Source organism: Cupriavidus phytohabitans (genome assembly GCF_000426345.1).
Lineage (GTDB): Bacteria > Pseudomonadota > Gammaproteobacteria > Burkholderiales > Burkholderiaceae > Cupriavidus.
The window spans coordinates 16793-29731 of record NZ_AUFE01000005.1 but is presented as its reverse complement, the minus strand read 5'-3'; the positions used below and the strand labels follow the sequence as shown (position 1 = coordinate 29731).

At 64.6% G+C, this 12939-nt stretch carries 10 protein-coding genes; 5 read left to right on the top strand and 5 right to left on the bottom strand.

What is annotated here, in order from left to right:
• Positions 1–12: 12 nt before the first annotated feature.
• Positions 13–855, bottom strand: a complete 843-nt coding sequence (locus K309_RS0105195; RefSeq protein ID WP_051320355.1) for an META and DUF4377 domain-containing protein — start codon at positions 853–855, stop codon at positions 13–15.
• A gap of 27 nt (positions 856–882) precedes the next feature.
• Positions 883–2274: a transposase gene (locus K309_RS0105190; protein WP_029045425.1), complete on the bottom strand. Its 1392-nt coding sequence runs from the start codon at positions 2272–2274 to the stop codon at positions 883–885.
• Between the two features lie 348 nt (positions 2275–2622).
• On the opposite strand from K309_RS0105190, the gene K309_RS0105185 reads away from it, so the two are divergent.
• Positions 2623–3675, top strand: a complete 1053-nt coding sequence (locus K309_RS0105185) for a glycosyltransferase family 4 protein (RefSeq protein ID WP_051320354.1) — start codon at positions 2623–2625, stop codon at positions 3673–3675.
• A gap of 9 nt (positions 3676–3684) precedes the next feature.
• Here the strand turns inward: K309_RS0105185 and waaA are convergent, their stop codons facing one another.
• Genes waaA through K309_RS0105170 form a run of 3 tightly spaced genes read right to left on the bottom strand, consistent with a single transcriptional unit; the run spans position 3685 to position 7476 of the window.
• Positions 3685–4974: a lipid IV(A) 3-deoxy-D-manno-octulosonic acid transferase gene (gene waaA, locus K309_RS0105180; protein ID WP_029045423.1), complete on the bottom strand. Its 1290-nt coding sequence runs from the start codon at positions 4972–4974 to the stop codon at positions 3685–3687.
• Positions 4974–6110, bottom strand: a complete 1137-nt coding sequence (gene waaC / locus K309_RS0105175; RefSeq protein ID WP_029045422.1) for a lipopolysaccharide heptosyltransferase I — start codon at positions 6108–6110, stop codon at positions 4974–4976. The genes waaA and waaC overlap by 1 nt, the downstream gene beginning before the upstream one ends.
• Positions 6091–7476 (bottom strand): phosphomannomutase/phosphoglucomutase, encoded by a 1386-nt coding sequence (locus K309_RS0105170; protein WP_029045421.1) that lies wholly within the window; start codon positions 7474–7476, stop codon positions 6091–6093. Before K309_RS0105170 ends, waaC begins: the two co-directional genes overlap by 20 nt.
• A gap of 301 nt (positions 7477–7777) precedes the next feature.
• Here K309_RS0105170 and K309_RS0105165 point away from each other — a divergent pair, with 301 nt between their 5' ends.
• The 4 genes from K309_RS0105165 (at position 7778) to K309_RS0105150 (ending at position 12922) form a co-directional block, all read left to right on the top strand.
• Positions 7778–9064 carry an exopolysaccharide biosynthesis polyprenyl glycosylphosphotransferase gene (locus tag K309_RS0105165; RefSeq protein WP_029045420.1) on the top strand — a complete coding sequence of 429 codons (1287 nt, stop codon included), beginning with the start codon at positions 7778–7780 and terminating at the stop codon, positions 9062–9064.
• Positions 9065–9103: 39 nt separating this feature from the next.
• Entirely contained in the window at positions 9104–10249 is a 1146-nt protein-coding gene (locus K309_RS0105160; RefSeq protein WP_035876865.1) for a glycosyltransferase, read from the top strand.
• The gene (locus K309_RS0105155; protein WP_029045418.1) at positions 10242–11495 is read left to right on the top strand and encodes an oligosaccharide flippase family protein; all 1254 of its coding nucleotides are present in this window, start codon (positions 10242–10244) and stop codon (positions 11493–11495) included. The genes K309_RS0105160 and K309_RS0105155 overlap by 8 nt, the downstream gene beginning before the upstream one ends.
• A gap of 209 nt (positions 11496–11704) precedes the next feature.
• Complete coding sequence (locus tag K309_RS0105150) at positions 11705–12922, top strand: glycosyltransferase family 4 protein (protein ID WP_084402361.1); 1218 nt, start codon at positions 11705–11707, stop codon at positions 12920–12922.
• Positions 12923–12939: the final 17 nt, after the last annotated feature.

Sequence of the window (12939 nt, the reverse complement as noted above, 5' to 3'; positions counted from 1 at the left end):
CAAAGCGCATTGCTATTGCGCCCGCGTCCGCGACTCCACCTTCAACAGCTGCCACCTGATCGACGACGCATCCGCCGGCGGATTCGGCACCTGGTATTCGCGCACGCGCAGCTTGTACGAAACCCCCTGCTCGAAATCCAGCCCCTCGATCGGCCCGTACCAGAGCTGCCACGGCGCGTCCGGCGACTCGCGCCAGCGGTAGCACATCATCTTGCCGACGCCCGCACACTCCACGCGCTGCGAATCGATATAGACGATCTTCTCCACGCCGCCCGCTGCGGCAGCCGCGCCGCGCCTGCCCACGCCTTCACGCTCGGCAAACTGCAGCAGATCGCCACTGGCGATCTTCCAGATAACCTGCCGTCCGGTGGTGGCCACCGATGGCTGCGTGCCGACGGTGGTGAACGAGCCCTCCATTGCCTTGAGCAGCGCCGACTCCAGTTCCATGCGCGGCGGCGGGCAGGCCATGCGCGTGCCGGCGACGCGGTCGAAGCGTATGCCGGTAGCCGTCTTGCCGTAGCTGCCGCTAAAGCGGTTGCAGCCGCTGGTGCCGCTGACCGTGCCCTGCGCGGCATCGATGCCCTCGCTGAACTCGAAGATGATGGGCTCGCCGTTGTCGCCATGCGGGATGTCGCGCAGCGTGCCGTCGGCCTGCTGCCAGCGCACCAGTTCCCAGCGGCTGGGACCGGATGGCTGCGTCTGGTTGAGGTTGGCGCCGGCGCTGGGAAGGCCGGGGGCCGGTGCGGTGGCGCAGGCGGCAAGGGTGGCGGCGGCGGTGGCAAGCGCAACGGCTGCGCTGCGCTGGCCAATGTTCCGGCCGAGGTTCCGACATATGCCGCGAAGGGGTGTCTGCATTTCGGTAAGCTGTTCCATAAAATCTGCTCAAAGTTGAGCATTGGATTTATCCGCACTTCGTTGACGCGACTTGCGCCGCCCAACTGAAGCCACCTGACGCTCAGTTGCGCCGGAGGAGCGCGCGAACAGAATCTGCTTCACCTGGAGGTGAGGCATGTACCGGGTGATGTCCCGGTCGCGGATCCTGTCCCGCACGTTCCGCGCAGCATTAGTATCCGCCTGAAGAACGTCCCCGTTGACACGGTAAAACTTGTCACCCACGCGCTTGCCTTCCAGCAAGCCCGTGAACGAGTCCATTTGCGACGTATAGGCGGCGTTCACGACGACATGCGTCGCTCCGCGCTGCGCACAAACTTCATCGATCGCTTGAGCCAGTACACCCTTGGCCCATGCGCTCATGCGACGGTTGTAGGACCGCCACTGACTCCTCCCCTTGATCGGGGACGTTAGGTCTTCCGAGCCGACCACCGCCGCTTTATCCACGATGGTATGAGCCGATTGATAGGCAATCGTGCGCAACCGCTGCTTCGCGCGGTCCCGGCGTGCCTGCAGCTTCACGCGTCCGAGGTTGCACTTCCTAATGCGATCAGCCTTGGCAATGCGCCCGGACTCCCGGTAAGCTTTCTCGAGCGCGTGCAGCCGGTTTCGGGCCTTGCCGGTCTTCGCAACCTGCTCGCTGTAGGCGCTCAGAACGGGGCCAAACGACTGGCCATGATGACCGCCGTCGGAGTCCGTGAAGGCCTCGGTATAGCCCTTGTCGACCCCAATTTCCCCAGTGCCGCAAAGGCGCCCTTTGGCCTTCTCGGTAGCGTAGTGGATCTCTATCGCATCGCCCTTCACGATCACTCGTAGGTTGCAGCCCTTGAGGTTCACGCTCTTGCCGTTGCTGTTGGTTGTGAGCTCGATCGGATGGCCGTATTGCCTGGCGATGTGCAGGGTTTTGACAAGCCGCCCGTCTCTGACGCGGCTCTCATGCTTGTCCGAGCGGACGATGAACTGATTGTCGCAACTCGAAACACCGTGCCGAAAGTACTTGCGCATTATCCGGTGCAGGTACTTGTCTTCGAGCCACTTGTCGCGCTTGAGCAGCGTATAGAGCCGCTTTCGCTCAGCCTCGTCGGCGGTTCGCTTTGCGATGGCCTGTCGCACCTTCACGCATGCGGCTGCCTTGTACGTCAGGATGTCGTTGACGACATCCTTCGTGGTCTCGGCGCGGATCGTGCCGTCCACCGCGAGGTTCGCGTACCAACCGGCAGCCGTGACTTCCTTGCGGATGTCAACCGCACTCTTGCCGACGGTGCCCAGGGCGCCGTAGCGACGCCAAAGGTCTGCGCGTACAAATGCCATTGCCTTGCACGTCCCGCGAAGCGCGGCCACGTGCGACGATGTCGCATAGAGAGTGCGGGTGACGGTAGTCATTCCAGAATGGCTTTTGGTTCCTTGCTACCCGGATAGTCTTCCTTGATCTGCTTATTGTACTTGCGCATGCCGTACAAACCGACGTCGCGTCAAGGGTGCGCTACGCCGGGCTGATGCCCGCCCTTGACCCGTCAAACTTTGGGGGGCCACACTTTTGGTACTTGACACGGTCCATACATATCAGTGTAACGTGCGCCCCATGTCTCGCCGCGGCGGATGCCAGCCGTGGTCTTTCGTGTCCCCGAGTGCATCAGAACACCTCGGATCGCCCAGATCACCTTGCCCACCACCACGCATCCCTCGGCATCCGGCCGCAATATCTGCTTCCTGACCGGCACGCTGAACGCCATGGCCGGCGCCGAACGCATGACGGCGACGATCGCCAATGCGCTGGCCGCGCTCGGCCATAACGTGAACATTCTGAGCCTGTGGGACCAGGCCAGCCAGTTCGCGCTCGATCCGCGCATCCGGCATGAAGCGCTGTTTGCGCAACGGCCTTCTTTCAAGCGGGCGTACCTGGCCACCGTTGCAGGCATCCGCCGCCATTGCCGCGCGCACCGGACCGAAGTGCTGGTGCAGGTCGACACCATGCTCGCGCTGTTCGTGCTGCCCGCCACCGCTGGCCTCGGCCTGCACCATATCGCCTGGGAGCATTGCCACTTCGACGAGAATCTCGGCAAGCCGGCGCGCACGGTGGCGCGGCGGCTCGCGGCACGCTTCTGCCGGCAGGTCGTGGTGTTGACGGAACGGGACCGCCAGCGCTGGCGCGAAGCGCTGCAGCCGCGCAGCGATATCGTCTGCCTGCCAAACCCCCTGCCATTCCCGATGCCGCCCGCATCTGCGCCGCGCACGCAGAAGACGGTGCTCGCCATGGGCCGGCTGGTTGCGGCCAAGGGGTTCGATGTGCTGCTGCATGCGTGGCAGCAGGTCGCCGCGCAGGCGCCGGGATGGCAATTGCTGATCCACGGCGAGGGCGAGGAGCGCCCTGCCCTGTGCGCGCTGATCGTTGAATTGGGCTTGCAGGGTCGCGTCAGCATGCCGGGCATTTGCCACGATCCGCAGCAAGCGTACGGGCGCGCGTCGGTGTTCTGCCTGAGTTCGCGATACGAGGGTTTCGGGCTGGTGCTGATCGAAGCCATGGCGTTCGGCTTGCCCATCGTCTCGACGGATTGCGAAACGGGCCCGCGCGAACTGCTGACGCCCGGCCAAGACGCGCTGGTAGTCGCGACAGGCAATGCGGATGCGCTTGCGCAAGCGCTGCTGACCGTGATCCGCGAGCCGGCGACCGCTACCCGCCTCGCCGACGCCGGCCGCCGCAAGGCAGCCGGCTTTGCGCTCGACCGGATCGCGCTGCAGTGGGATGCTCTGGTCAGGACGCCACCGGCTCCGGCGGAACCCTGACCTGGCCGCTTAGTCTTCCAGTACCGGCGCCAGCGCCGCCAGCGTGCGCACGGTAGCGCCGCGATGCAGCCCGGCAAAGGTCTGCGCATGCGCCCGCATATCCGCCAGCCGCGCGCGGTCCGCCAGCACGCTGCCGGCGCTGCGCACCAGTTCATCGGCATTGTCCACGCGCAGGCAGGCGCCTGCGGCAATGGCGTCTTCGGTCGCCTGCGCAAAGTTGAAGGTATGCGGGCCGATCAGCACCGGCGTGCCGACCGCGCACGCCTCGATCAGGTTCTGTCCGCCCAGCGGCAACAGGCTGCCGCCGATAAAGGCGAGGTCCGATGCGGCGAAGTACATCGCCATCTCGCCCATCGAATCACCGAGCAGGATATCCGCGTCCACGGGTGCCGTCTCGCCATCGAGATTCAGCGCACTGCGGCGCGCCACCGAGAACCCGGCGCGCCCAGCCATTGCCGCCACTTCATCGAAGCGCTGCGGATGGCGCGGGATCAGCAGCAACGCCGGGCGAGGCACGTCGCCGGCCAGCGACTGCCAGCGTGAGAAGGCGTCGAGCAGCAGCGGCTCCTCGCCTTCGCGGGTACTGGCGGCGGCCAGCACCTGGCGGCCATTGAAGACCTTGCGCAGCCGCTCGCCCAGCGCCATGCCCGCCGCTGGCGGCTGCATGTCGAACTTGAGGTTGCCCGTGATCTGCACCGCCGGCACGCCCAGCGCGCGGAAGCGCTCGGCATCGCCAGCAGTCTGCGCCAGCACACCCGCGAAGTCGCGGTACATCGCCGAAGCCGCGCGTCCGAAGCGCGCCGTGCGCCGGAAACTGCGCGGCGACAGGCGCGCATTGACCAGGTACAACGGCACACCCGCCTTGCGCGCGCCGTGCACCACATTGGGCCACACCTCGGTCTCCATCAGCATCCCCGCCTCGGGCCGGAAATACCGCAAGAACCGCCGCACCAGCCAGGGCAGGTCGTACGGCAGGTAGCACTGCACGATACGCGGCTCGTTGCCGAACAGCTGCGCGCCGGTCTGGCGCCCGGTCGGCGTCATGTGCGTCAACAGCAGGCGGTGGCGCGGATAGGCGCGGAGCAAGGACTCGATCAGCGGCTGCGCGGCACGGGTCTCGCCCACGGACACGGCGTGGACCCATAGCCATGGCCCCTGGTTCGGCAGGCTGCCATACACGCCCAGCCGCTCGCCGACATGGTGCAGGTAGCCGGGCTCCTTGCGCGCGCGCCATGCCAGCCGCAACAGCGCCAGCGGCAGCACCGCCACCCACAGCAGGCTATAGATCAGGCGCAGCATCAGGCAGCCACCCCGCGCACGCGGCGGGCGGCCTCATAGACTTCATCGACCGATGGCACCACGCCGTCGTCGCCGACGTTGGCGATGCGGCCGGACCAATACCCTTCCGTCTTCCAGCGCCACGTGGCGGTATAGATTTCCACCGTCGGCCGGCACAGCGCCGCGGCGATATGGACCAGACCCGTATCGACCCCGATCACCACTTCGGCACGGTTGATCAGGCCAAATCCCTGCATCACCGAGAACTTCGGCAGCACGCGGGCCTGCGGCACGCCCGCGGCGATCTCCTCGGCGGCCTGGCGCTCCTTGTCGTTGCCCCACGGCAGCAGCATCGTCAACCCTTCAGCAGCCAGGCGGTTGCCCAGCGCGTGCCAGTTCTGCACCGCCCACTTCTTGCGCGCCCCAGCTGTCGCGTGGAAGCAGACGGCATAGCGCGCGGGGAGGTCCGCCCACAACGGATCGTCCGCATGCAGCGACTGCGCCGCCGGCCCGAAGAACTGCGGCGGCTCCGCCGGCGCGATCCCGGTCAGCGCCGCGCCCAGCAGACGCGAGCGCCGCACCGAATGGGTCTGCCGCGGCACCCGCACCGCATCGGTGTACAACAGGCGCGCCGCCGGCTCATAGCCCGAGCCCTGCGTCGCATTGCCCAGCCCGATGATCGGCGCACCCGGCGCGCGCGTCGCCACGCGCGCCACCACCGCAGTCTTGAGCAGGCCCTGGCTTTCGATCACGGCGTCGTAGCGCTCCTGGCGCAAGGCGTCGCGCACGGCGCCCATTTCCTGCCAGGTCGCGCCCTGCAGGATGCGCTTGCGCCAGCGCCGCAGCGCGAACGGGATGACCCGCCGCACCTCGGGCAACAGGCGCACCAGCTCCACATAGCCCTCTTCCACCACCCAGTCGATCTCGGCACCGGGCCAGCGCGCGCGCAGGTCGTGCACCAGCGGCATGTTGTGCACCACGTCGCCGAGCGACGACACCTTGACCAGCAGGATGCGCGGCTTATCCGGCAACGTAAGCGGCAGCGCGAACGGCACCGCGGCCGGCATGGACTGCGCCACGCCGGCCGCGCCGACCGCATCGGGCGAAGGTGGCGGTGTCGGCGGCACCGCCGTGCGCTCAGAACGGGAGTTGAGCATCCGGTTTCTCGGCCAGGATCACACGCTTGAACTCGGCCTGGATGCGCCCCAGCGCGGCGTCGTTGTCCGCCTCGAAACGCATCACCACCACCGGCGTGGTGTTCGACGGACGCGCCAGGCCGAAGCCATCGGCGTATTCCACGCGCACGCCATCGATCTTGTTCACCTCGCGCGCCCCCTCGAACTTCGCGTTCGCCTTGATCTTGTCGAGCAGCGTAAAGGGCTCGCCTTCGGCGCACTTGAGCTGCAGCTCCGGCGTGTTGTTGGCGTTCGGCAGCGCATTCAGCACCGCGCTCGGGTCGGCGTGGCGCGACAGGATCTCCAGCAGTCGCGCGCCGGTGTACAGGCCGTCGTCAAAGCCATACCAGCGGTCCTTGAAGAACACGTGGCCGCTCATCTCGCCGGCGATCGGCGCACCGGTCTCCTTCAGCTTCGCCTTGACCAGCGAATGGCCGGTCTTCCACATCAGCGGCTCGCCGCCGTGCTCGCGGATCCACGGGGCCAGCTTGCCGGTGCACTTCACGTCGTAGATCACCTGCGCACCGGGATTGCGCGACAGGATCTCCTCGGCGAACAGCATCAGCTGGCGGTCCGGGAAGATCACCTGGCCGTCCTTGGTGACCACGCCCAGGCGGTCGCCGTCGCCATCGAAGGCCAGGCCCAGCTCGCAATCGGTCTCGCGCAGGGTCTTCATCAGGTCCTGCAGGTTCTCGATATGCGCCGGATCGGGGTGGTGGTTGGGGAAATTGCCGTCCACGTCGCAGAACAGTTCGGTCACTTCGCAGCCCAGGCCGCGGAACAGGTCGCCAACGAAGGCGCCGGCCACGCCATTGCCGGCGTCGAGGGCGATCTTCATCGGACGGGCGAGCTTGACGTCGCTCGTGATGCGGTCGAGGTACTTCTGACGCACATCGACTTTCTGGTAGGTGCCTGCACCGCTGGTGAAGTCACTCGCCTCAATGCGCTGGCTCAGGCCCTGGATCTGCTCGCCGTAGATGGCCTGGCCGGCGAGGACCATCTTGAAGCCGTTGTAGTCGGGGGGGTTGTGGCTGCCAGTGACCATGATGCCCGAGGTGGCACGGACGCCATTGAGCTCGATGTTGGTACCGAAGTAGACCATCGGGGTGGCGACCATGCCGACGTCGATCACGTCGAGGCCTGCGGAGCGCAGCCCCTCAACCAGGCCGTCGATCAGCTCAGGCCCCGAAAGCCGCCCGTCGCGGCCGACCACAATGGAGTTCTCACCCAGTTCCACAGCCGCTGAGCCGAACGACAGACCAATCTGGCGTGCGACCTCGCGCGTGAGCGTTTTGCCCACGATGCCGCGGATGTCATAGGCTTTAAAAATGGAGGGGTCGATTGCCATATTTTTTCCCATATACGCGACAGCGCGACGGTCTGTCGCAGTCGCAAAAAGTCAACTCAGCCGCTATTGTGCCGGATTTGAAATCGAGGGCGGCTTCCCGGGGGGTTTATAATGCGCTCCGCTGGTTTGCTCGTGGCCGTATGCCCGTTGCCGATACTACCCCGACAGACCCGCCCGGCCTTGCAGGCCAACGATTTCTGGTGCCGACGGCGCCTTTGTTCCTGGCCAGCCTGTTCCCGTCCGTATGTCGTACTCCCCAGAGCCAGTTGGTCAAACCTTGGCGCCAGCCGAGCGTCACAAGATGAAGCTGCCAACGCGTATATCGTCAGAAACCACCCGCCGCCGCAGCCGCATGCTCGCATGGGGTGCCTTGGGCCTCCTGCTCTACGGACTGGCCGCCCTTGGGGGACATGAAGCCACACGCCATGGCTGGGTCACGCAGATCTTCCTGAATACCATCGGCATGTCCGTGGTGCCGTATGCCATCGCCTGCATGCTGCTGGACCGCACTATCTATATTCCGCCAGTTGAAGGCAACAGCATAGTGGCGCTTGCGACACTGGTTCCCTTTGCCATCCTTCTGGCCACCTGCGCGGTATTCCGCATCGACTATTCGCGGGGCGCCATGCTGCTCTGCATGACGATCACAATGGTCTGGCTGTGGAGCGGTTATCTCCGCTTCGTGCGTCGCTACGTACCGAAATTCGGCTATACCGACCCCCAGGCGCTCGAACACTTGGATGAACTGCTGGCGATGCCTGGCGCGGCGCGCAGCGCACACGCCGAGTTCCACCGCATCAACACGCTCGCGGAAGCAGCCGACTGCGAGGGCCTGATGATGGACCGTAGCGCTGCTGTCGACCCGCAACGCACCCGGACGCTGGCGCGCTACAAGCTCAGCCACGTCCACGTCTATTCGGTCGAACGCATCGCGGAGCTGCTGACCGGCCGCCTGGCCTTGACGCACATCGACGAGAACTTTCTGGACGACCACGCACAGAATTTCATCTATGCGCCATTCAAGCGCCTGGGCGATATCGCCGCGGTGCTGCTGCTGGCGCCGCTGGCCATCCCCATCGGGCTGGCCGTTGCCGTGGCCATCCGCATGGAATCGAGCGGTCCGGCCATCTTCCGCCAGGAACGCGTGGGCCTTTACGGGAAGGTGTTCACGATGCTGAAGTTCCGCAGCATGGCCGATGAACCGGACACCGAGGCCCAGTTCGCTGCACATTCCGACCCCCGCGTCACGCGTGTGGGCCGCGTCATCCGGAAGTACCGGCTCGACGAGATCCCTCAGCTGTGGAATGTACTGGTGGGCGACATGAGCCTGATCGGACCGCGTCCCGAACAGTCCTTGATGGTCGAGTCATTCTCCGAGACGATCCCGTTCTATCCCTACCGCCATCTCGTGCGCCCCGGCCTGTCGGGCTGGGCGCAGGTCCAGCAAGGCTATGCCGCGAGCCACGAGGAAACCATCACCAAGCTTTGCTATGACCTCTACTACGTCAAGCACTGCTCGATGGCAATGGACCTGCTGATCGCCGGCAAGACCATGCGCACGCTGCTAACGGGCTACGGCGCGCGCTGAGATGCTCGGCGTGGCCCGCATGAATTGCCTCCCCGCCAGATGCGCATCCTGCTGCTGACGACAGGACTTCGGCTTGGCGGCGCCGAGCGCCAGGTCGCGGACCTCGCGCGTCAGTTCGTTGCCTTCGGGCATGAGGTGGCGGTGATCAGCCTGACACTTGCTCAAGAGGTAGTGTTACCCGCAGAGGTGATGCTGCATCGCGTGGACCTGCACAAGGATCCGCTGCGATTCCTTTTCACCCTGCACTCCGTGCGCAAGTGGGTGGGGCACTGGCAACCGGACATCGTCCATGCGCACATGTTCCACGCCAATATCTTCGCTCGGCTGCTGCGGCCGCGGCGCGCCGGCGGGGCGCGTATCCCCGTCCTCTGCACCGCGCACAGCTCACGCGAGGGAGGCAAACTGCGCATGCTGGCGTATCGGCTGACCGATGGCTTGTGCGCAGCGACCACCCACGTCAGCGCGGAAGGCATGCAGTACATGCTGGACGTCGGCGCCACGAAGACCGGGCGAATCAGCGTGATGCCAAACGGCATCGATACGGACCAGTTCCGCCGCGTCCCGCAGGCAGGTGTGCAGGCGCGGCAGGCACTGGGAATCGGCCCCGATGCCAGGGTCGTGCTCAATGTCGGCCGGCTGGTTCACGAGAAAGATCAGCGGCGCCTGATCGAAGCATTCCGCCAACTGGCAGACGATCCGGAGACCGGCGCAGGCATTTGCTTGCTGATTGCCGGCGACGGTCCCCTGAAGGCAACGCTGATACAGCACGCAGCCGCGCTCGGGCTTTCGCACGCCGTGCGGCTGCTCGGACCCTGCGACAACGTTCCGGCGCTGATGAACGCCGCCGACCTGTTCGTACTGTCCTCCATGCGCGAAGGCCTGCCCCTCGTGGTAGCCGAGGCGCTCGCCTGCGAGACGCCGCTGGTGGCCACCGACGTATCAGGCATCCGCGCGCTGCTGGCGGCGTCGGGCAGCATCGTGCCGGCAGGCGACACCGATGCGCTTGCGCGCGGCATGCGTGCGGCCCTGCTGGGCCGGCAGGATGTCGCGGCAGGCCGCGTCCACGCTGTTGCCGCATACAGCCTGGCCAGCGTCGCCCAGCGCTGGATCGACCTGTACCGGGAGCTCGTGCAGCGCCGGGGAGCCGCCCTGCCCCACGCCTCCGGCAAGGCCGACCATGCGTAGGCAGATCGCGCGCAACGTCGTCTGGCTGCTGGGCGAGCGGGCTCTTCAGATCACTGTCAGCATCGCCATCGTGGCGTTGATTGCACGCGGCGTCGGACCGGAAGGTTTTGCGCATTTTCAGTATGCGCAGTCGCTGGTGCTGATTGCGGCGTCGATTGGGTTGATCTGTGGCGCTGAAGTTGTTGTGCCGCGGCTGGTCGCGCATCCATCACCGGATGCCCAGTCCCATTTGATCGCACATGCCTTCGGCCTGCGTGCATTTGCCTCCATTGCTGGCTACTTGGCTCTGCTCACGAGCAGCGTGCTGACCGGGCAAGATACCACCACCGTGCATATCGCAGCCATTCTGGGTATTTCCATCTTGCTGCGCGAGCCGTTCGGCGTCGTGACAGCCTGGATGCAGGCGCACACCGACAACCGCCCTGGCGTGGTCTTCAGCCTATCCGCGCTGGCGTTCAAGGCTGCCCTGATCGCGGCGCTCTATTTCTCGGCAGTGCACGCCGTCCACGAGTATGCCTGGGCGTTTGCGATGGAGTCCATGCTGCTAGCGACGCTGCTCACCTGGTACTACGCCCGCCGCCGCCCGCGCACCTGGAATTCGTTTGATCGTGACTTGCTGGTGCGCCTGGTGCGAGACGGCTCGGTATTCTGGGTCAGCATGATCCTGCTGTTCAGCGCGCGCCGTATCGACCAGTTGCTGCTGAAACCCCGCGTGCCGTTGATCGACCTTGGGGCCTATGCGGCCTGCATGCAGGTACTTGACAATTTTTCCCTGCTGGCCACCAGCATCGCGAGCGCGGTTGCACCGCTTGCGGTCTATGCGCAGCCGACCCTGGCCAAGGCGCGTTACAACGTCGCACGTGTGGCGGGAGGCATGGCGGCGATCGGGATGGTGGGGGGTATCCTCATTGCTGTCGGCGCACCATGGATTGTGCAACTTCTGTATGGTGAGCGTTTTGAGGCAACTGTGAGCCTTCTGCAGCAAGGCGCCATGGCCTCTGGACTGGCCTTCGCGGATACGGGCTTGGCTTTGCTTGCCGTCCATCTGCGCAAGCCCGCTTGGCTGGTAGGCAAATCGCTGCTCGTGTTGGTCGCAACTGCCGCTGTCGACCTGTTCACGATCCCCAAGTATGGTGTGCAAGGCGCGGTCTATGGATATATAGCGGCCAATGCACTGGCGGTTGTTGTGAGCTTGGGGTTCGTTGTTCTGGCTCGGGAGCCTGATGCCGTAAAGCAAGCTGCATGAGGTGATAGCGATACCGCTGCTACATCGCTCGTAGCGGCCCGGAGCGCCTTCTCCTCGTTGTGCGGTGATACAGTGGCCCGCAAGACGGCCCTTGTTGGGGTTCTGCTAAAATCTATTGCCTTCACTGTGCAACGAAATCAGGAATGCTAGACGGAGCACAACCGCAACATATTGGGCCTGTGTGACCGCCGAATTGGCATGTGACAAGGATGCTGAACAGTATTGACGAACATCCGGCCCACGCGGTACCAAAGCGATTTGAAGAGGTGGCCCATCAGCCCGGCAAGCTGCATCTGGACGGCACCCATATAGCATTCGTCGCCAATTCGAGTTGGTCTGTCCAGCAGTACCGTGGCGGGGTCGTGCGTGCTTTACTCGCGCACGGAGCGAAGGTCAGTGTCATTGCACCTGTGGATCGCAGCTCTGAAGCATTACAGGCACTTGGCTGCGACTTCCACCCCCTGACACTGTCGGCCAAAAGCGCCAATCCGTTAGCTGACTGGAAATGTTTCAGCCAGTTGACCAGGTTGTATAGGCAACTCAAACCTGACTGCGCGTTTCAGTACACGATCAAGCCGAACATCTATGGCTCGCTGGCTGCAAGGTTATCCGGCGTCCCGTGTATTGCAGTGACAACAGGGCTTGGCTTCGTTTTCATCAACAATAATTTTGTCGCACGAATCGGACGCGGGCTGTATCGTCTGGCGCTGCGCTCAGCCTATCAAGTCTGGTTCCTCAACGAAGACGACCGTCGCGAATTCGTCAAGCGGAGCTTGGTCAGCGAGCAACGAACCTTTGTGCTTCCCAGCGAGGGGATTGATCTCGAGCACTACACACCGGGTGAGCGGCCGCCCAGAGAAAACAACACATTCCACTTCCTCCTGATTGCGCGAATGCTATGGGACAAAGGGATCGGTGAATATGTCGAGGCTGCACGCCGCATTCGTGCCGTCTATCCCACAGTCCGGTTTCAGCTTCTCGGGCCCGCCGATGTCGAGAACCCCAGCGCCATTTCAAGGACGCAACTCCTGGCGTGGGAGGACCAAGGGCTCATCGAATATCTTGGCACAGCAACGGATGTCCGAGGCGCCATCGCACAGGCCGACTGCATCGTCTTGCCCTCGTACCGCGAAGGCGTGCCTCGCACACTGCTTGAAGCTGCCTCAATGGAAAGGCCGATTGTGGCCACGGACGTGCCGGGATGCCGGGACGTCGTGCGCGATGGGGTAACAGGAAGACTGTGCCGCCCACGCAGTGCAGAGGATCTCTCGAAAGTCCTGCTCGAGCTTTGCCAAAGCGAAGACGAAACGCTGCGACAAATGGGCAAGGCAGGACGATTGGATATGGATGCGCGCTTCAGCGAGGGCCGCGTGATAGATATCTATATGAAGGCGATCGCGCTGATCAGGCGCGGCAAGTCCGCTTGAGGATGGCGGTCATGGGC